Origin of the sequence: Streptomyces sp. NPDC049627 (assembly GCF_044465645.1) — a bacterium.
Taxonomy (GTDB): Bacteria; Actinomycetota; Actinomycetes; order Streptomycetales; family Streptomycetaceae; genus Streptomyces.
The window spans coordinates 671372-689743 of sequence record NZ_JBITLW010000002.1; the positions used below are offsets into that span (position 1 = coordinate 671372).

General features: G+C 70.5%; 18 protein-coding genes. 9 read left to right on the top strand and 9 right to left on the bottom strand.

What is annotated here, in order from left to right:
• Nucleotides 1-63: 63 nt before the first annotated feature.
• Genes ACIBU0_RS08100 through ACIBU0_RS08115 form a run of 4 tightly spaced genes read left to right on the top strand, consistent with a single transcriptional unit; the run spans nt 64 to nt 3784 of the window.
• Complete coding sequence (locus ACIBU0_RS08100) at nt 64-1404, top strand: sensor histidine kinase (protein WP_398813362.1); 1341 nt, start codon at nt 64-66, stop codon at nt 1402-1404.
• Nucleotides 1401-2066: a response regulator gene (locus tag ACIBU0_RS08105; RefSeq protein ID WP_398813365.1), complete on the top strand. Its 666-nt coding sequence runs from the start codon at nt 1401-1403 to the stop codon at nt 2064-2066. Before ACIBU0_RS08100 ends, ACIBU0_RS08105 begins: the two co-directional genes overlap by 4 nt.
• Nucleotides 2067-2090: 24 nt before the next feature.
• Nucleotides 2091-2525 (top strand): VOC family protein, encoded by a 435-nt coding sequence (locus ACIBU0_RS08110; RefSeq protein ID WP_398813368.1) that lies wholly within the window; start codon nt 2091-2093, stop codon nt 2523-2525.
• Between the two features lie 41 nt (nt 2526-2566).
• Nucleotides 2567-3784, top strand: coding sequence for a cytochrome P450 (locus tag ACIBU0_RS08115; RefSeq protein WP_398813371.1), 1218 nt, complete (start codon nt 2567-2569; stop codon nt 3782-3784).
• Nucleotides 3785-3847: 63 nt separating this feature from the next.
• Here the strand turns inward: ACIBU0_RS08115 and ACIBU0_RS08120 are convergent, their stop codons facing one another.
• From ACIBU0_RS08120 to ACIBU0_RS08135, 4 genes are all read right to left on the bottom strand, one after another.
• Nucleotides 3848-4444 (bottom strand): hypothetical protein, encoded by a 597-nt coding sequence (locus tag ACIBU0_RS08120; protein WP_398813374.1) that lies wholly within the window; start codon nt 4442-4444, stop codon nt 3848-3850.
• Nucleotides 4445-4483: 39 nt separating this feature from the next.
• Nucleotides 4484-5068, bottom strand: coding sequence for a hypothetical protein (locus ACIBU0_RS08125; RefSeq protein WP_398813377.1), 585 nt, complete (start codon nt 5066-5068; stop codon nt 4484-4486).
• 196 nt (nt 5069-5264) lie between these two features.
• Nucleotides 5265-6875 carry an ABC transporter permease gene (locus ACIBU0_RS08130; protein ID WP_398813380.1) on the bottom strand — a complete coding sequence of 537 codons (1611 nt, stop codon included), beginning with the start codon at nt 6873-6875 and terminating at the stop codon, nt 5265-5267.
• Nucleotides 6872-7780: an ATP-binding cassette domain-containing protein gene (locus tag ACIBU0_RS08135; protein ID WP_398813383.1), complete on the bottom strand. Its 909-nt coding sequence runs from the start codon at nt 7778-7780 to the stop codon at nt 6872-6874. The genes ACIBU0_RS08130 and ACIBU0_RS08135 overlap by 4 nt, the downstream gene beginning before the upstream one ends.
• 73 nt (nt 7781-7853) lie before the next feature.
• On the opposite strand from ACIBU0_RS08135, the gene ACIBU0_RS08140 reads away from it, so the two are divergent.
• Entirely contained in the window at nt 7854-8351 is a 498-nt protein-coding gene (locus ACIBU0_RS08140) for a GbsR/MarR family transcriptional regulator (protein WP_398813386.1), read from the top strand.
• 115 nt (nt 8352-8466) lie between these two features.
• On the opposite strand, the gene ACIBU0_RS08145 is transcribed toward ACIBU0_RS08140, so the two are convergent.
• Nucleotides 8467-9324 carry a diacylglycerol kinase gene (locus ACIBU0_RS08145; protein WP_398813388.1) on the bottom strand — a complete coding sequence of 286 codons (858 nt, stop codon included), beginning with the start codon at nt 9322-9324 and terminating at the stop codon, nt 8467-8469.
• A gap of 196 nt (nt 9325-9520) precedes the next feature.
• Here ACIBU0_RS08145 and ACIBU0_RS08150 point away from each other — a divergent pair, with 196 nt between their 5' ends.
• Complete coding sequence (locus ACIBU0_RS08150) at nt 9521-10804, top strand: adenylosuccinate synthase (RefSeq protein WP_398813391.1); 1284 nt, start codon at nt 9521-9523, stop codon at nt 10802-10804.
• A gap of 154 nt (nt 10805-10958) precedes the next feature.
• Nucleotides 10959-11249, top strand: coding sequence for a DUF3303 family protein (locus ACIBU0_RS08155; protein ID WP_398813394.1), 291 nt, complete (start codon nt 10959-10961; stop codon nt 11247-11249).
• Nucleotide 11250: 1 nt separating this feature from the next.
• Here the strand turns inward: ACIBU0_RS08155 and ACIBU0_RS08160 are convergent, their stop codons facing one another.
• The 4 genes from ACIBU0_RS08160 to ACIBU0_RS08175 all read right to left on the bottom strand — a co-directional run bounded on the left by ACIBU0_RS08160 (nt 11251) and on the right by ACIBU0_RS08175 (nt 17029).
• Nucleotides 11251-11901: a hypothetical protein gene (locus tag ACIBU0_RS08160; protein ID WP_398813397.1), complete on the bottom strand. Its 651-nt coding sequence runs from the start codon at nt 11899-11901 to the stop codon at nt 11251-11253.
• 144 nt (nt 11902-12045) lie between these two features.
• Nucleotides 12046-14583, bottom strand: coding sequence for a glycosyltransferase (locus ACIBU0_RS08165; protein ID WP_398813400.1), 2538 nt, complete (start codon nt 14581-14583; stop codon nt 12046-12048).
• Nucleotides 14580-15281, bottom strand: a complete 702-nt coding sequence (locus ACIBU0_RS08170) for a GntR family transcriptional regulator (RefSeq protein ID WP_398813404.1) — start codon at nt 15279-15281, stop codon at nt 14580-14582. Before ACIBU0_RS08170 ends, ACIBU0_RS08165 begins: the two co-directional genes overlap by 4 nt.
• A 392-nt stretch (nt 15282-15673) precedes the next feature.
• Nucleotides 15674-17029 carry an aspartate aminotransferase family protein gene (locus ACIBU0_RS08175; protein WP_398813407.1) on the bottom strand — a complete coding sequence of 452 codons (1356 nt, stop codon included), beginning with the start codon at nt 17027-17029 and terminating at the stop codon, nt 15674-15676.
• A 164-nt stretch (nt 17030-17193) separates the two neighbouring features.
• On the opposite strand from ACIBU0_RS08175, the gene ACIBU0_RS08180 reads away from it, so the two are divergent.
• A complete protein-coding gene (locus tag ACIBU0_RS08180; protein WP_398813410.1) occupies nt 17194-17811 on the top strand; it encodes a type 1 glutamine amidotransferase family protein in 618 nt (205 codons plus the stop codon).
• Entirely contained in the window at nt 17808-18269 is a 462-nt protein-coding gene (locus ACIBU0_RS08185; RefSeq protein WP_398813412.1) for a MarR family winged helix-turn-helix transcriptional regulator, read from the top strand. The genes ACIBU0_RS08180 and ACIBU0_RS08185 overlap by 4 nt, the downstream gene beginning before the upstream one ends.
• Nucleotides 18270-18372 lie beyond the last annotated feature (103 nt).

Genomic DNA, 18372 nt, shown 5'->3' on the forward strand with positions numbered 1-18372 from the left:
ACCCGCAAGGACCCCTCTCACTGGTGACGACCGCGACCCGGCCCTGCGCCTACCGTTCTGTACGTGACCGAGACGACCCACATGCAGACACCGCCACCGGGGGACGGAGCCAAGCCGCGCAGCCCGGAGGTCCGGCTGGCCGCGGACGCCCTGCACGGGCTGCGGCAGGACCTGTTCCACGACGCCTTCGCCTACCGCCCCATGCCGCGGATGAGTGTCGACGGGCCGCTGACCCGGCGGCTGCCGGGCCGCCTGCGGGAGTACGCGGCCTGGACACCGCACGCCGTGATCGCCGCGGCCGCCCTGTTCACGCTGCTCATGGCCACCGTCGACAATGAGCGCGAGGCCGTGCTGCTCGGTCCGCTCACCGTGATCCCGATCCTGCTCACCATGATGCGGCCGGTCGGAGCGTTCTGGCTGTCCATGGCGGCCGCCCCGGTCAGCCAGGTCTTCGGCAGTTCCCTGAACGGCTATCCCTGGCAGCCCGCGAGCTTCGCCTGCCATCTGACCGTGCTGACGGTCGTGGCCATACGCACCAGGCCGCGCACGGCCGCGTACATGTGGGCCGTCACCGCGGCGTACGGCTTCGTGGCGGACGTGGTCTTCGGTCCGAGCTTCTACTACGGCGACGACACCGCCCCCATGCTGGTCTTCTCCGCCCTGATCCTGCTCGTCGTCGCCGTCTGGCACACCCGCAGGGAGGCCCGGCAGGAGGTCACCGCCCAGCAGACCGTGACCGCGCACGAGCGTTCCCGGCGCACGCTGCTGGAGGAGCGCACGACGATCGCCCGCGAGCTGCACGACGTGGTCGCCCACCACATGTCCGTGGTCGCCATCCAGGCGGAGGCCGCTCCCTACCGGGTGGAGAACCCGCCGCCGGAGCTGGAGAAGGCCTTCGCCACCATCCGGGAGAACGCGGTGGCGGCCCTCACCGAGCTGCGCCGCGTCCTGGGCGTCGTCCGCGCCGAGGACTACGAGGCCCCGGACGCCCCGCAGCCCACCCTCGCCGACCTGGACGCGCTGCTGGCCAACGTCCGCGACGCCGGACTGAGCGTCGAGAAGGCGGTGACCGGTGCGGTGCGCGAACTGCCGCCCGGGGTCGAGCTGTCGGCGTACCGGATCGTGCAGGAGGCCCTCAGCAACAGCCTGCGGCACGCGCCGGGCGCGAGCGCCCGCGTCGAGATCGGGTACGTCCTCGGCGGTCTGGGCCTGCGCATAGTCAACGGCCCGCCTCCCGCGCCGGCCCTGGTGAAGCCCTCACCGGGGGCGGGGCACGGCATCACCGGCATGCGGGAGCGCGTCTCCATGCTGAACGGTGAGATGACGGCGGGCCGGACGGAGGACGGCGGTTATGAGGTGGCGGTGTTCCTGCCGGTCACGACGACGACAGAGGACGCCTCATGACCATCCGCGTGCTGATCGCGGACGACCAGATGATGGTGCGTGAGGGCTTCTCGGTCCTGCTGAACGCGATGCCGGACATCGAGGTCGTCGGCGAGGCCGTCAACGGCCGCGAGGCGGTGGAGCGGGTGCGGGAACTCTCGCCGGACGTCGTGCTGATGGACATCCGCATGCCGGAGCTGAACGGCATCGAGGCCACCCGGGAGATCGTCGCGGCGGACGGCTCGGCGAAGGTGCTGGTGCTCACCACCTTCGACCTCGACGAGTACGTGTACCAGGCGCTGCGCGCCGGAGCGTCGGGCTTCCTGCTGAAGGACGCCTCCGCGCGCCAGCTCGCCGACGGCGTGCGGGTGGTGGCGTCCGGCGAGGCGCTGCTCGCCCCCTCCGTCACGAAGAGGCTGATCACGGAGTTCTCGAAGCTGTCCGACGCCCCGCGCATGATGTCCTCCGCGCACGCGGCGTACGGGGAGCTGACCGAGCGGGAGACGGAGGTGCTGGTACTGATCGCACAGGGCCTGTCGAACTCGGAGATAGCCGAGCGGCTGGTGGTCGCCGAGTCGACGATCAAGACGCACGTCAGCCGGATCCTGGTGAAGCTGGGCCTGCGGGACCGTACGCAGGCGGCGGTGTTCGCGTACGAGGCGCGGTTGGTCACGCCGGGCTGACGCGCCCGGGGCTACCGTGAGGGCATGGAACAGCGCATCACCCTGATCACGCTGGGAGTCTCCGATCTCGCCCGGTCCAAGGCCTTCTACGAGGCCCTCGGCTGGCGGGGGCAGGAGGTCGAGGAGACCGTCTTCTTCCAGGCGGGCGGCCTGGGGCTGGTGCTGTGGGGCCGGGAGAAGCTGGCCCGGGACTGCGGGTTGGAGACCGGGCAGGCCGACGGCTTCGGCGGGATCGTCCTCGCGCACAACGTGCGGTCCGAGGCGGAGGTGGACGCGCTGCTCGCGGCCGTGGAGCGGGCCGGCGGGACGGTCACCAAGCGCGCGGCGGTCAACGCGGTCGGGTTCTACTCCAGCGCCTTCGTCGATCCCGACGGGCATGCCTGGGAGGTCGCGCACAACCCGGGCTTCCCGCTCGCCGAGGACGGCACGGTCACGCTTCCCGATTTCGGCGCGGCATAGCCCCCTGGTCAGACAGGGGGAGCGCGGTCTAACGTCCGTGCATGGCAGCTCCTTCCGACCTCGCTTTCGACCCCTGGGACCCGGCGTTCCTGGCCGACCCGTACCCCGCCTACGCCGACCTGCGCGGCCGGGGCCGGGTGCACTGGTTCGAGCCCACGAACCAGTGGCTGGTGCCGCACCACGCGGACGTCTCGGCGCTGCTGCGCGACCGCAGGCTCGGCCGGACCTACCAGCACCGGTTCACGCACGAGGAGTTCGGGCGGACGGCGCCGCCGGCGGAGCACGAGCCGTTCCACGTCCTCAACGACCACGGGATGCTCGACCTGGAGCCGCCGGACCACACCAGGATCAGGCGGCTGGTGTCGAAGGCGTTCACGCCGCGCACGGTGGAGCAGCTGAAGCCGTATGTGCGGGAGCTGGCCGGGGACCTGGTGGCGGCGCTGGTCGAGAAGGGCGGCGGCGACCTGCTGACGGATGTCGCGGAGCCGCTGCCGGTCGCGGTGATCGCCGAGATGCTGGGCATCCCGGAGGCGGACCGCGCCCAGCTGCGGCCCTGGTCGGCGGACATCTGCGGGATGTACGAGCTGAACCCGTCGCAGGAGACGGCGAGCAAGGCGGTCCGTGCGTCGGTCGAGTTCTCGGAGTACTTGCGGGAGCTGATCGCGGCCCGCCGCGAGGAGCCGGGCGAGGACCTGATCTCCGGCCTCATCGCGGCGTACGACGAGGGGGACCGCCTCACCGAGCAGGAGATGATCTCGACGGCCGTCCTCCTGCTGAACGCCGGCCACGAGGCCACGGTGAACGCCACGGTCAACGGCTGGTGGGCGCTGTTCCGCAACCCCGATCAGCTCGCGGCCCTGCGCGCGGACCACTCCCTGGTCCCGTCGGCGATCGAGGAGCTGATGCGCTACGACACCCCGCTGCAGCTCTTCGAGCGCTGGGTGCTGGACGAGATCGAGATCGACGGCACGGTGATCCCGCGCGGCGCGGAGATCGCGATGCTCTTCGGTTCCGCCAACCACGACCCGGCGGTCTTCACCGACCCCGACCGCCTGGACCTCACCCGTGCGGAGAACCCGCACATCTCCTTCAGCGCGGGCATTCACTACTGCATCGGCGCCCCCCTGGCCCGTATCGAGCTGGCGGCGTCGATGACCGCCCTGCTGACAAAGGCACCGACCCTGCGTCTGGCGGCGGAGCCGGAGCGCAAACCGAACTTCGTGATCCGGGGGCTGGAAGGGCTGGCCGTCGAGGTCTGAGTGGCTGACGCAGGAGCGTGACGGGCTCCGTCGCCATGTTTGCGACGGAGCCCGTTGACTTCGCTACGAGGAGTGGGCCGCAGAAAGGATCTTCTTTCTGCTCCCCTCCTTGCCTACGACGACAGAGACCGACTTTCCATCCTCGGAACGGGACAGCGAGACCGATCCTGTATGCCGTATCTCCTTGCCGCCGTCGACAGATGAATAGTTGACGACGACGGCCTTCTTGCTGCACGAGAGTTCCGCCCAGGCCGGACTGTCACCCGACCCATAACCGGACGTCTTCAGGTAAGGGCCGAATGGCAGGCGTGAACTTCCCTGGTCGGCCTTTTCCGGCCATGAAGTGAGGAGTTGCAGCGAAGGTTTCCGATGTGTGCCCGAAGGGGTGGCGAGGAGTCCGCACTTTTTCCCCTCGGTATACACGATGAGCCGTTCACGGCCCGCGTCCACTTCGCCGAGCACTCTCCGGCTGGGCTCTTGGGGAGTGACATCCAATTCGGCGAAGGGGTCACCCGTCACGGAGACCGTGGGGAGTTTCAGCAATTCGGCTGTTTCTGGGGGACTGGACGGGCCGGCTTTCCCCGTATCTGGTGCCGTACAAGCCGAACAGACGAGTCCCACTGTGACGCCGGCGATGAGACAACGAATCGTCCGCGTCATAGGTGCTCTCCCTGGTCTCGGGACGTCTGTCTATTCGGTCTAGTCGGTCCACTGGTTGAAGCACACTCCGACCGGCCTCATTGCCCAGCTGGCCCCCTTGTTGTGGCCCCCATAGTAGACGTTGAAGTTGTACATGTCGTACAGGGGGTATGCCTCGATGTACCCGAACTTCCCCTTGGGTACTTCGTAGCGAGTCTGGTCCTCGACCGTGGTGGTGCCGGTCACCTTGAACCCGAGCTTTGCGGAGACCACCTCGGCATCGACCGCGACTTCGCTGCTCAGTTCCGCGGAAACAGACTTGGAAACCGTCAGGACGAGAGTCGTCTTGCCGGCCCCGCTCGTCTTCTGAAGCTTGGTGGTGCCACAGACCTCGTTCGGCCCGTTGATGTTCTTGAGTGAGTAGCCGGCCCTGGCGGAGGCGGCGGAAGAGGTGGGTGCCGGCACTGCGGATGCGGTTCGCTTCACGACGGTGTTTGCGCCCGGCTTGAAGAAGCCGTCAGGAATGGATGCTGAAGCGGTCGTGGTTTCCGTCGTGGCAGCCTGTGCGGCGGAAGCGGTTCCGACCCCGGTCATGGGCAGAATTGCGGCGCTGGCGAGCACGGCAATCTTCGATATGCGATTCATGTTTCCCCGTCTCGTCTTCACCCGGTGGTCAGCTGGGTGATTCGTGATTGCAAAGCTAGGCGCGACAGGGATTCGAGGTCAAGGAGTGGTTGTACGGTTTGAGCTTCATTTGAGGGAGTCCTTGGCGGGTGAAAGTACTTCCACTGCTTCAACTCCTATGTCGCGTATGTCTTCGGTATGCGTTATATGCAGACTTCTACGTGGTCAGGTCCCGCCGCCCCAGCCCCGCCAGCCCCCCGGCCACCAGCACCACCGCGAGCCCGGCCAGGACCAGCACCGGCCCCCACTCCATCCCCCCGCCCGGCAGCTTCGGCAGGTGTCCGAACGGCGACAGATCCAGCACCGCCTGCGGAACATCGAGCGCGGGCCCCACCCACCCGATGAGCAGCACCGCCCCGGCAACACCCCACGCCGCCATCGCCGCCCGCGGCAGCACCCCGTACAGCAGCACCGCCAGCCCGCCGACGACCCACACCGCGGGGAGCTGCACCAGGCAGGCGCCGAGGACCGGGCCCACCCGCTTGCCGTATCCGACCGCGAAGCCCAGCCCCGCGAGCAGCATGATCAGGGCGGATCCGGCGAAGGCGATCAGCAGGTGCCCCGCGGCCCAGCGCAGTCGGCCGACCGCGTTGGCCAGGATCGGTTCGGCCCGCATCGAGGTCTCCTCGCCGTGCAGCCGCAGCACCGAGGCCACGACGTACAGCGCGGCGATCAGGCCCAGCATCCCGACCATCGAGGCGAGGAACGCGTCCGTGATCTGGGACTGCCCGCCCATCCGCCGGAAGATCTCGCGGGCGTTGTCGTTGTCGCCGACCAGGTCGGCCACCCCGTCGGTCAGCCCGCCGTAGACGACCCCGGCGAGGAGGAAACCGATGCTCCAGCCGAGCACGCCGCCGCGCTGCAGCCGCCAGGCCAGCGCGCCCGCCGTGCCGAGGCGGCCGTCGGCGGGACCCGGCCGGGCGGGCAGGAAGCTCATGCCGACGTCCCGGCGCCCGGCGAGCTCGTACGCCACCACGCCCTGCACGGCGGCCGCCGCCGCGAGCAGCAGCAGCACCCACCACCGCTCGTCCGCGAACGCCCGCAGATTCTCCAGCCAGCCCAGCGGCGACACCCACGTCAGCGCCGACGAACCGTCGTCCGACGCCGAGTCGCCCGCCGCGCGCAGCACGAACGCGGCACTCAGCAGCCCCGCCGTCAGCCCCCGCGCCAGCCGGGCGCTCTCCGTGAACTGGGCGACGATCGCCGCCAGCGTGGCGAACACCATGCCGACCCCCGCGAGGCCGAGCCCGAGGGCCAGGGCCCCCGAGGCGCCCTGGGCGGACAGCCCGGCCGTGACCAGCAGCGCCAGTACGGCGTTCGCGACGGCCGCCGTCAGCAGCGCGGCCGTCAGCGAGGCCCTGCGCCCCACCATCCCGGACGCCACCAGCTCCTGGCGGCCGCTCTCCTCCTCGTCGCGGGTGTGCCGTACGACGAGGAGCAGGCTCACCACGGCCGCGAGCGCAGCCGCGTACACGCCGACCCGCCAGGCCGTCAGGGCGCCGATCGAGTCGTCGAAGACCGGGCCGATCAGCGCGCGGAAGGAGGCGTTGGTGGCCGTGTTCCGTACCAGGTCGGCCCGTTCGGCCGGGGTGGCGTACAGGTTCTCCAGCGTGTTCGGCATGGAGAGGATCATCAGCGCGTTCACCCCCACCCACACCGGGATCATCAGCCGGTCGCGGCGCAGCGCGAAGCGCAACAGTGTGCCGGTACCGGCCAGTTGGCGGGTGCCTGCGGACCGTACGGCGAAGTCGGTGGTCGCGGTGGTCATCGTGCGGCCACCCCTTCCCGCATGTCGTCCTGGTAGTGCCGCAGGAACAGCTCCTCCAGCGTGGGCGGCGTCGACGTCAGCGACCGTACGCCGGAGTCGGTCAACGACCGCAGGACGGCGTCGAGTTTGTCCGTGTCGACCTGGAGGCGGACGCGGCGGCCCTGTACGTCGAGATCGTGGACGCCGGGCAGACGGGACAGGCCGTTGGGCGGACCGGCCAGTTCCGCCGTGACGCTGGTCCGCGTCAGATGGCGCAGGTCGGCGAGTGAGCCGGTCTCGACCGTACGGCCCTTGCGGATGATGCTGACCCGGTCGCAGAGCTCCTCGACCTCGCTGAGGATGTGGGAGGAGAGCAGGACCGTACGGCCGCGCTCGCGCTCCTCCTCGACGCAGCGCTGGAAGACCTCCTCCATCAGCGGGTCCAGCCCCGAGGTCGGCTCGTCCAGGATCAGCAGATCGACGTCCGAGGCGAAGGCGGCGACCAGGGCGACCTTCTGCCGGTTGCCCTTGGAGTACGTGCGGCCCTTCTTCGTCGGGTCCAACTCGAAGCGTTCGATCAGCTCGGCACGGCGCGTCTTGTCGAGTCCGCCGCGCAGGCGGCCGTACAGGTCGATGACCTCGCCGCCGGACAGGTTCCGCCACAGCGTCACGTCCCCGGGGACGTAGGCGATGCGGCGGTGCACCTCCACCGCGTCCGCCCACGGGTCGCGGCCGAGCACCTGCGCGGCGCCCGAGTCGGCGCGCAGCAGGCCGAGCAGGACGCGGATGGTGGTGGACTTGCCGGCGCCGTTGGGGCCGAGGAAGCCGTGGACCTCGCCGGTCTCGACGTCCAGGTCGAGGCCGGCGAGCGCGTGCGTCGTGCCGAACGACTTGTGCAGTCCGGAGACGGTGATTGCCTTCGTCATGGTTCAGAACGTACGCTTCTTTCAGAAATTTGTGAAGTTAAGGAAGCGTATGAAGCACGGATAGGATGAGCCCATGACGAAAGCAGCTGGTGGTGGGCGGGACGCCGAGGCCGTGTCGAAGTTCGTCGAGTCCTTCGCGGCGCAGCTCGTGGAGGCCGGGATGCAGCGCATGGCCGCCCGGGTCTTCGCCGCGCTGCTCTCCTCCGACAAAGGCGTGCTGACCTCCGCCGAGCTGAGCGAACAGCTGCAGATCAGCCCCGCGGCGGTGTCCGGGGCGGTGCGCTACCTGGCCCAGACGCACATGGTGTCGCGCGAGCGGGAACCCGGCTCGCGCCGGGAGCGCTACCGCGTGCACGGCGACCAGTGGTACGAGGCCCTGACCAACCGCGAGGCCGTCATCAAGCGGTGGGAGGGGGCGCTGCGCGAGGGCGTCACCAGCCTCGGCGCCGACACCCCGGCGGGGCGCCGCATGGCCGAGACGCTGGCGTTCTTCGAGTTCATCGAGGGGGAGGTCGCGGCGATGATGGAGCGGTGGCGGGAGCACCGGCAGAAGATGTTCGGGCAGGACTGACGCTCCGGCGAGCCGATCAGACCGGCACCCGGACGTCCGTACGGCCCTCGTAGCCGGACGGCTCCGGCCGGTGCGGCTCGACGCGGGCGCGCTCGGCGAGGACCAGGTGGCAGGCTCACCGCCCCGGCAGCACCAGCCGCAGCGCCCCTTCCCCCACGGTCCACGTCCGCCTGCGCAACGGCCCCGACACCGCCGTGTGGGCCGCGTACCGGAAATGCGCCCCCGACACGGTCACCGTCCGCCCCTCGGCCCTGAGCGGTGAGGCCTCCGCGCCCACCGAAGCGCGCCGGACCTCCACCGCGGCCATCCCGGACGCCCCTGGCGCCACCGACACCGCCTCCACCGGGTGGTCGAGGTCCACCAGCGTCGACCCGTCGACCTCGACGCGCAGCCGCGACGGCCCGGACCCGGCGGCGGAGGGGGCCCGCGCCGGCACCAGGGTCCGTACGAGCGACTGGCACGTCCGCAGCCACGGCCGCCCGGCGCCCGGCCCCACCGCGGTGGCCCCGTTCGGCGCGGCAGGCTCCCCTACCGGCGGGATCCGCAGCTCGCCCAGGACGACCCCGTCACTGTCGTCCACGAGGAGATCCAGCCGCCGCTCCACGCCCTCCAGCACGGCCCGGGCCGCCGCCACCGCGCCCGTCGGCACCCCGAGGGATCCGGCCAGCGACAGCGCGCCCCCGACCGGCACCACCGACAGCACACATTCGGCCAGCTCCCGCTGCCGGTGCAAAAGCGACACCGCCCGCATCAGCGCCCGGTCGTCGCCGACCACCACCGGCCGCCGCGACCCGCGCCGGGCCAGTGCCCGGGCGAACTCGTCCGGCCCGTCCGGGAGGCACACTTTCGTCGCCGCACCCGCGCTGAGCACGTCTTTCGCGATGCGTACGGACTCTCCGTCCGTTCTGCGAGCGATCGGATCGATCACCACGAGCAGCTGATCGGACATCGCGAAAGTCGCCACCTCGGCCATGCCTCGCTTCCTCGGGTAGCATCTTTGTGCAAGAGCCCCTTGCGCTATTGCGCCAGGGGCTTCGTCTATTCCGGGGCCATCCGGTCCGACGGTTCGCGGCCAACGACGATCGCGGCCAGTCGTGGTGCACGCGGCGGAAACCCTACGCGTGCTCCCCTGACCTTGGACATGCCCCGCCCGGAAGGGGTGTACGCGCGTGCCCGCACTTGTGCTGCTCGGTGCTCAGTGGGGTGACGAAGGCAAGGGAAAGGCGACGGACCTGCTAGGCGGATCCGTCGACTACGTGGTGCGTTACCAGGGCGGTAACAACGCCGGCCACACGGTGGTCGTGGGCGATCAGAAGTACGCCCTGCACCTCCTCCCTTCCGGAATCCTGTCCCCGGGGTGCACCCCGGTCATCGGCAACGGTGTCGTCGTCGACCCCTCGGTCCTGCTCTCCGAGCTGAGCGGGCTGAACGAGCGCGGCGTCGACACGTCCAAGCTCCTCATCAGCGGAAACGCGCACATCATCACGCCGTACAACGTGACGGTCGACAAGGTGACCGAGCGTTTCCTCGGCAAGCGCAAGATCGGCACGACGGGGCGCGGCATCGGGCCGACCTACGCCGACAAGATCAACCGCGTGGGCATCCGCGTCCAGGACCTGTACGACGAGTCGATCCTGACCCAGAAGGTCGAGGCGGCCCTCGACGTCAAGAACCAGATCCTCACCAAGCTCTACAACCGTCGCGCGATCGCGGTGAGCCAGGTCGTCGAGGAACTCCTCGGCTACGCCGAGAAGATCGAGCCGTACGTCGCCGACACCGTCCTGATCCTCAACCAGGCGCTGGAGGACGACAAGGTGGTCCTCTTCGAGGGCGGCCAGGGCACCCTCCTCGACATCGACCACGGCACGTACCCCTTCGTCACGTCGTCCAACCCGACCGCGGGCGGCGCCTGCACGGGCGCGGGCGTCGGCCCGACGAAGATCAGCCGGGTGATCGGCATCCTCAAGGCGTACACGACCCGTGTCGGCGCCGGCCCGTTCCCGACCGAGCTCTTCGACGAGGACGGCGACGCGCTGCGCCGGATCGGCGGCGAGCGGGGCGTGACGACCGGACGTGACCGCCGTTGCGGCTGGTTCGACGCGGTGATCGCCCGCTACGCGACCCGCGTGAACGGCCTGACCGACTTCTTCCTCACCAAGCTGGACGTCCTGACCGGCTGGGAGCAGATCCCGGTCTGCGTGGCGTACGAGATCGACGGCAAGCGCGTCGAGGAACTCCCGTACTCCCAGACCGACTTCCACCACGCGAAGCCGGTCTACGAGATGCTGCCCGGCTGGAGCGAGGACATCAGCAAGGCCAAGTCCTTCGCCGACCTGCCGAAGAACGCCCAGAACTACGTCAAGGCGCTGGAGGAGATGTCCGGCGCCCCGATCTCCGCGATCGGTGTGGGGCCGGGCCGGGACGAGACGATCGAGATCAACTCGTTCCTGTGAGCCGGTGAGCCGGTGAGCAGGCAGAACAAGGGGCGTCCCACCGGGGCGCCCCTTTTCTGATGGAGTACGTGAGCGAGCGAAGTGCGCATACCGCCCATAACGTGAGCTCGTAAAGCTCAGCAAGCTCAGCGGCGATGGGAAGAAGGTGACCGGCATGCGCGTGCTGATGCAGGCCCATATCGACACGGAGAAGGCGAACGAGGTCATCCGCAGTGGCAAGATGCAGCAGGTGATGCAGGAGATCATGGAGGGGTTCAAGCCGGAGGCCTCCTACTTCGGCCCCGACAACGGGGTCCGCACCATGTTCCTGGTCTTCGACATGAAGGAATCCGCACAGTTGCCACCGCTCACCGAGCAGCTCTTCCAGGTCTTCGGGGCCACGGTGGACTACACGCCGGTGATGAACCTCGAGGACCTGCAGAAGGGGCTGTCCCAGCTGAAGTAGGTCAGCTGAACACGATCATCGAACCCTGCGCCAGGCTCCGCGTCGCCGCCGCGTGCAGTCCCAGCCACACGTGCCGTTCGCGGGCGAAGGGGCTCGGGTCGTAGGGGGCGGGGACGGCCGGTTCCTCCAGGGCCGTGGGCGCGAGCGGGGGCTGGGGGGCCGCCGGAGGGTTGGCCGGGTCGATGCCGATCACCGGGGCCACGGACTCCAGCTCCCGCAGGAGCGACTGGGCGGAGCCGAGCGGGCCGCCACCCGCCAGGAGCTCGTCGTTGGAGAGCGGGTTCGGGAAGTCGACGGGGACGTAGGCGCCCGCGTGGTCGTAGTGCCAGACCAGGTGCGACTGCTGGGCCGTCGTCTCGAACATCTCCAGGAGCTGCTCGTAGTCGCCGCCCAGTTCGTCGACGGGCGTGACCGGGAGCCCGCAGACCTGGAGCAGGTAGGCGCGGCGCAGGAAGTGCAGCGCGTCGTAGTCGAAGCCGGCGACCGGGGCGACGTCACCGGACAGACCCGGCATGTACTGGTACACCGGCACCGGAGGCAGCCCGGCCTCGGCGAGCACCTTGTTGTATTGCGCGAGTTCCTCGGCGAAGGGGTTGTCGGGGGTGTGGCACAACACGTCGACAAGCGGTACCAGCCACAGGTCACAGGCCAAAAGAGGGCTCCTCACACAGCGGTCGCACAGCGTGGCAAAGGCATAGCACGGTGGTCAGGGAAGGGTAATCGGTGCGGCTCGGGGGCGGACCCGTCATGCAGCTCCTGATGTGGTGCGCCGCCGCGGAATCCGCACACGGGCTCCTCATGCGGGTCCCCGCTCGTGCAGGTCCCATACCCATACTCCGTCGACCCACCTCCCGGGAGTGCCCACCAGCTTCTGCACGGTCTCCCGCAGCGCACCGTCGTTCGGCTGCGGGGCCAGCACCAGGACGCCCGCCCGCCAGTACGCCAGATCCGCCCGGGCCTGCTCCCGCCAGGAGTCGTCGACCGGCGGGACCCGGCCCGAGTTGCGCACGTCGCGCAGCAGGTTGGAGGTGAAGCGGGGCTCGGCGCCGTAGATGCCGACGCGTTCGTCGCCGTAGGGGCCGTTGAAGTAGCCGCCCGCCAGCTTGAAGCCGAGGCCGGCCTCGGTCTGCCAGTGCAGTGCCTCCGCGTCGGAGGGGTCGGGCAGCGGCACCGGCACGAGCGACTCGCCCTCGCGGACGTACGACGTCCAGGTCCCGTCCGCGATGAAGGCGGGCACGGCGATGCGGTCGACGGCCTTGAGGGGGGCCGGGACGAGGGGGAGCAGCGCGAGAGCGACACCCAGCAGACCGACGTACCGGATGCTCAGGGAGCGGGCCGCCGGCAGCCGGTCGACGGCGATCGCGACCAGCATGCCCAGCGCGGGGGCGCAGATCATCGCGACCCGGCTCTCGATGACCGCCTCGAACAGCGGCCTGTCGGCGAGGAGTTGCCACGGCCCGGGGAGCGTGATGGCCGTCAGCGGAATGCGCAGCTCCCGTCCGAGCGACAGGAACGCGGCGGCCACCGCGGTGAACGCCAGCGCTCTGACCAGGGCCTGCTTCCACAGCCGTACGAGAATCGCGAAGGCGAGGAGGACCAGCGGCCAGCCGTAGAAGGCGTTCTGCTCGGTGGTGTTGAAGGCCAGGGCGTTCGCCGTCTTCGCGTCGCCCGCGAGCCAGGACCGCTCCGCGAAGGAGAGCAGGGCGAGAGGGCTGTTGAACGAGCGGGGGTTGTGCTCGATGCCGGTGTAGCTCTGCGGGCCGGCGAACTGCCAGACGAGGGGATACACGACCAGGGGCAGGCAGACGGACGCGCCGATCAGCAGCCCTCTGAGCAGGGGCCGCCAGGAGGCGCGGGCGGTGTCCCGGCGTACGGCGGCGTAGGCGGCGGCGAAGAGGAGCATCCCCAACGCCGCCAGCAGCAGCGGCTCTTCCCCGAGGAGGACCTGGTAGGCCGCCATCAGGCCCAGAACCACCCCGTCCGGTACGACCCGGGTGCCGGTGCACAGGCGCAGGGTGCGGTCGATGATCAGCGGGATCATGAAGAGGACGACGAAGTTCGGGTGTGCGTGGGCGTGGCTGACCATCGGCGGTGCGAAGGCGGCCAGGGACGCGCCGAGGAACGCCGCGATCCGCCCGCGGACGACGTGTTTGACGATCAGCCAGTACCAGGCGGCCGCGGTGGCGGCGAGGCCGAGCGTCATGACCAGGCTGAGGGTGACCGCGGGGCCCGCGAGGAGGGTGAGGGGCGTCAGGGGGACGGAGAGTCCCGGCATGACCGTGTTGGCCATGAGGTTGACGCCGTCGGGGAAGCCCTGGAGGTCGGTGAAGAGGGGGTTCTTCAGGTGGGCGACGTTGTGGGCCGTGGCCGCGAAGAACCACTCCCACTGGTTCTGGTCGCGCAGGGAGTCGGGGAGGTAGCGGTGGGCCGGGTCGAAGAAGCGGCCGGAGTAGAGGGCCACCGACATCAGCAGGAAGAGGAAGGCCGCGAAGAGGTCGGCGGGGCGGACATCGCGCACGGAACGCAGGGCGATGCGGGTGATCTCCGTGAGGGCGCGGGCGTAGTCGAGGGGGGTGACCTTCGAGCCGGGCCGGTGGGACCAGCGGACGGGGACCTCGGCGACGGTCAGGCCGGCGCGGTGCAGGTGCCGTAACACCTCGACGTCGATGGCCCAGCCGTCGACGCGGGAGGCGGCGTAGGCCGCGCGTGCGTGGTCGCCGTCGTAGAGCTTGAAGCCGCACTGGGTGTCGCGGATGCCGGGGACGACCGTACGGCGTATGAGGAAGTTCCCCGCGCGGCCGAGCAGTTCGCGCAGCGGGTGCTGGCGGTCGCCGATCGTCGCGCCGGGAGCGGAACGGGACCCGATCGCCGCGGAGTTGCCCTCGCCGAGTGCCTTGTCGAGCCGCTCCAGCTCCTCGATCGGCGTCGCCAGATCGGCGTCCGTGACCAGCACACGGCGCCCTCGGGAGGCGGCCACGCCGAGTCGGAGGGCGTGGCCCTTGCCGCGGTTGCGGGGGGCGGTGACCAGGCGGACACGGGGGTGGTCGCGGGCGGTGACGAGGTGGCCGGTGGCGTCGGTGGAGCCGTCGTCGGCGACGACGATCTCCCAGTCGGGCCAGCGGGTGGGGTGGGCGGTGAGGTAGTCGGTGACGGCGTCGAGGGTGGTGGTGAGGCGGTGTTCTTCGTTGTAGGCGGGGATGACGACGGAGAGGTCGACGGCGGAGAGGCCGGGGGTGGCGAGGTCGGTGGAGGAGACGTCGGCGGCGGTGTGGGCGGAGGGGTCGTTCTCGGGGATGTCGGCGGAGAGATCCTGCGGGCCCCGCTCGTGGGTCATCCCGCCGCCAGCCGCTCGATCAGGGCGAGGGAGTCCGCGTCGTGGGCGGCGATGACCGAGCGGGCCGTGGGCAGGTCGCGGCGCGTCAGGGCATCGACCAGCTCGGTGTGCCGGGACCACAGGTGGCCGCGCAGATCGTCGAGGCGGCGCAGGTGCTGGACCGCGCAGACCCAGGACTGCACGCGCAGCCGGTGCAGGAAGTCGGCCAGGTAGGGGTTGCCGAAGAGGGCGCCGAGTTCGCGCCAGAAGCGCAGGTCGTAGCCGATCAGGACGGTGAGGTCGCCGGCGGTGGCGGCGCGCTGTGCCTCTTCGGCGCGGCGGCGCACTCCGGCGACGGCGGCCTGGACGCGGGGGTCGTCGGGGGCCCGGTGGCTCGCGCGGCCGGCGGCCAGGACCTGGAACATGCCGTCGATCACCAGGGCGCGGGCCTCGATGATGCGGCGGTAGTCCTCGACCGAGTACTCGTGGACCCGGAAGCCGCGGTGCTGGTCGGCCTCCAGGAGGCCCTGGGCGGAGAGGTCGACGAGGGCCTCGCGTACGGGGGTCGCGGAGACGCCGTACTGCTCGGCGATCTCCTTGACGGTGAACTCCCGCCCTGCCTGCAGGCGGCCGGCCAGCACCTCGTCCCGCAGCGCGTCCGCGAGCTGCTGCCGCAGGGTGCTCCGGGTCACGGAGCCGTTGCCGCCGGTGCCGGGCATGGTCAGGGCGTCTCCCGTCGTCGCGATGAGGTGGCGTGCGCGTATATCTCTACGAGCACGCCACCTTACGCGTTCGGGATCCGCGGGACGTTTCTGCGGCGAACGGGGTTTTTCTCGCCCCCGCCGCCCCTACCCGTCCCATCCCTGAAGGGGCTCCGCCCCTTCGACCCCGCCAGGGGGCTGCCGCCCCCTGGACCCCCGCTTCGGCCCCGAAAGGGCCTCGTCCTCAAACGCCGGACGGGCTGAATGATGCGGGCCGGCACTGACAGAGGGGGGCCGGGTCTCGCCCCCAAGGGGCGCGGGGAACTGCGCGACCAGCCTCCGACGGCCGTCGGCCGCGCAACCCGCAGCGGCCACCACGGCGCGAGCGAAGCCCCTTGCGGGTGGGGGTCCTACTCCGTGAACTCGTCCGCCACCGCCAGCGCGGCGTCCAGTGCCGCCAGGCCCTCCTTCAGTTCGGACTCGGTCACGTTGCACGGTGGCACGACATGGGTGCGGTTCATGTTCACGAACGGCCAGATGCCCCCCGCCTTCGCGGCGGAGCCGAACGCCGCCATGGGGGCGTTCGCCTCGCCGGCCGCGTTGTACGGCACCAGCGGCTCACGGGTCTCCCGGTTCCTGACGAGCTCGACCGCCCAGAACATGCCCACGCCCCGCACCTCGCCCACGCTGGGGTGCCGCTCGGCCAGCTCGCGCAGCGCCGGCCCGACCACCTCGGCGCCCAGCCGGGCGGCGTTCTCGACGATGCCCTCCTCCGCCATGACGTTGATCGTCGCGACGGCGGCCGCGCAGGCCAGCGGGTGCCCGGAGTACGTCAGACCGCCGGGGTACGGCCGCTTCGCGAACGTCTCCGCGATGGCCCCGGAGATGGCGACCCCGCCCAGCGGGACGTACCCCGAGTTCACGCCCTTGGCGAAGGTCATCAGGTCCGGCGTGACGTCGAACAGGTCGGCCGCGAACCACTCGCCGGTCCGCCCGAACCCCGCCATGACCTCGTCGAGGATGAAGACGATCCCGTACTTGTCGCAGATCTCGCGCACGCCGGCCAGGTATCCGGGCGGCGGCACCATGATCCCCGCCGTCCCCGGAATCGTCTCCAGGATGATCGCGGCGACGGTCGACGGCCCCTCGAAGGCGAGCGTCGTCTCCAGGTGCTCCAGCGCCCGCGCGCACTCCTGCTCCTCGGTCTCCGCATAGAACCGGGACCGGTAGAGGAAGGGCGCCCAGAAGTGCACGACACCGGCGGTGGCGCTGTCGGAGGCCCAGCGGCGCGGGTCGCCCGTGATGTTCACGGCCTGCTGCGTACCGCCGTGGTACGACCGGTACGCCGACAGCACCTTCGGCCGCCCGGTGTGCAGCCGGGCCATCCGTACGGCGTGCTCCACGGCGTCCGCGCCGCCGTTGGTGAAGAAGATCTTGTCCAGGTCGCCCGGCGTCCGCTCGGCGATCAGCCGTGCCGCCTCGGAACGGGCCTCGATGGCGAAGGCGGGCGCGAAGGTGGTCAGGTGTGCGGCCTGCTCCTGTATCGCGGCGACGACCTTGGGGTGCTGGTAGCCGATGTTCGTGTAGACGAGCCCACTGGTGAAGTCGAGGTAGCGCCTGCCGTCGTAGTCCCAGAAGTACGACCCCTCCGCGCCGGCGACGGCGAGCGGGTCGATGAGCTCCTGCGCGGACCAGGAGTGGAAGACATGCGCACGGTCCGCGGCCTTCACGGCAGCGCCGACCTCGGGGTTGGGATGAGGGGTCATGCGGCGAGCGTAGGTATCCGGGACAGGCGCGCGGTATCGGCGTCCTGTCTGTGGTCGGCCGGTTTCCGCGACAGGTTGTCGACGCGGGGGATGCCAGGAGTGCATTGACAGCAAGCTGCCGAACTGACAGCATGTTGTCATATTCGGGGTGACCAGGAGGAGCCATGACCATGAGCAAGCCCGTGTACCTCGCCGTCTACGACACCTGGGCCGACTGGGAGACCGGTCACGCGACCGCATATCTCGCACGCGCCGGATACGAGATCCGCACGGTCGGCCCGTCCACCGAGCCCGTACGGAGCATCGGCGGACTGCGCGTCCAGCCCGACCTCGCCCTGGACGACGTACGGCCCGAGGACAGCTCCCTGCTGATCCTCCCGGGCGCCGACCTCTGGGACACGACCGACGAACTCGCGCCCTTCGCCCGCAAGGCGCGGGAGTTCCTCGATGCCGGTGTGCCCGTCGCCGCGATCTGCGGGGCCACCGCCGGGCTGGCCCGCGAGGGGCTGCTCGACGACCGTGCCCACACCAGTGCCGTCTCCTTCTACCTCGCGGCCACCGGCTACGGCGGCGGTGAGCGGTACGTCGATGCCGATGCCGTCACCGACGACACCCGCGGCAAGCTGATCACCGCCGGTCCGACCGAACCCGTCGCCTTCGCCCGGGAGATCTTCCGGCTGCTCGGGGTGTACGAGGGTGAGGTGCTGGACGCCTGGTACCGGCTGTTCCACGACTCCGACGCGGAGGCGTACGCGGTGCTCGAAAAGGCGGGAGCGGAGTGAGCCGGGAGCGGCAGGACCTGCTCAGCCGCACCGCGCTCGGGGTCTTCCGGCTCAACGGCCAGTTCCTCGCGGTCGCCGAGGAGCTGGCCCGCCCGGCCGGGCTGACGGCGGCCTGGTGGCAGGTGCTGGGAGCCGTGCTCGGCGAACCCCTCCCCGTCTCCGGGATCGCCCGCGCCATGGGCATCACCCGGCAGAGCGTGCAGCGCATCGCCGATCTGCTGGTGGAGAAGGGGCTGGCCGAGTACCGGCCCAACCCGGCCCACCGCCGCGCAAAGCTCCTCGCACCCACCGAGGAGGGCCGGACGGCGATCTCCCGGATCAACCCCGGCCACGCGGCCTTCGCCGACCGGCTGGCGGAGGCTTTCGGCGATGCGGAACTCGCAGACGCCGTACGGGTTCTGGAGCGGTTGTCGAAGGTGCTCGACGGGATGCCCCCCGACGCCGTGGCGGAACCGTAGGGGAGTCGGGTTGTCGCCGGGGTGCCGGTCCGCTCGGCCGGGGTGGCGGTGGCCGGGTGGCGGGTGCTGGGTGCTGGGTGCTGTGCTCGGCGAACCCCTCCCG

Bases quoted from the DNA above. Each gene is read 5' to 3' on its own strand.
- ACIBU0_RS08105 (WP_398813365.1), top strand. From the start codon at position 1,401: ATGACCATCCGCGTGCTGATCGCGGACGACCAGATGATGGTGCGTGAG.
- ACIBU0_RS08120 (WP_398813374.1), bottom strand. From the start codon at position 4,444: ATGACGCGGACGATTCGTTGTCTCATCGCCGGCGTCACAGTGGGACTC.
- ACIBU0_RS08165 (WP_398813400.1), bottom strand. From the start codon at position 14,583: ATGACCCACGAGCGGGGCCCGCAGGATCTCTCCGCCGACATCCCCGAG.
- ACIBU0_RS08115 (WP_398813371.1), top strand. From the start codon at position 2,567: ATGGCAGCTCCTTCCGACCTCGCTTTCGACCCCTGGGACCCGGCGTTC.
- ACIBU0_RS08130 (WP_398813380.1), bottom strand. From the start codon at position 6,875: ATGACCACCGCGACCACCGACTTCGCCGTACGGTCCGCAGGCACCCGC.
- ACIBU0_RS08145 (WP_398813388.1), bottom strand. From the start codon at position 9,324: ATGGCCGAGGTGGCGACTTTCGCGATGTCCGATCAGCTGCTCGTGGTG.
- ACIBU0_RS08170 (WP_398813404.1), bottom strand. From the start codon at position 15,281: ATGCCCGGCACCGGCGGCAACGGCTCCGTGACCCGGAGCACCCTGCGG.
- ACIBU0_RS08135 (WP_398813383.1), bottom strand. From the start codon at position 7,780: ATGACGAAGGCAATCACCGTCTCCGGACTGCACAAGTCGTTCGGCACG.
- ACIBU0_RS08125 (WP_398813377.1), bottom strand. From the start codon at position 5,068: ATGAATCGCATATCGAAGATTGCCGTGCTCGCCAGCGCCGCAATTCTG.
- ACIBU0_RS08180 (WP_398813410.1), top strand. From the start codon at position 17,194: ATGACCATGAGCAAGCCCGTGTACCTCGCCGTCTACGACACCTGGGCC.
- ACIBU0_RS08175 (WP_398813407.1), bottom strand. From the start codon at position 17,029: ATGACCCCTCATCCCAACCCCGAGGTCGGCGCTGCCGTGAAGGCCGCG.
- ACIBU0_RS08155 (WP_398813394.1), top strand. From the start codon at position 10,959: ATGCGCGTGCTGATGCAGGCCCATATCGACACGGAGAAGGCGAACGAG.
- ACIBU0_RS08140 (WP_398813386.1), top strand. From the start codon at position 7,854: ATGACGAAAGCAGCTGGTGGTGGGCGGGACGCCGAGGCCGTGTCGAAG.
- ACIBU0_RS08110 (WP_398813368.1), top strand. From the start codon at position 2,091: ATGGAACAGCGCATCACCCTGATCACGCTGGGAGTCTCCGATCTCGCC.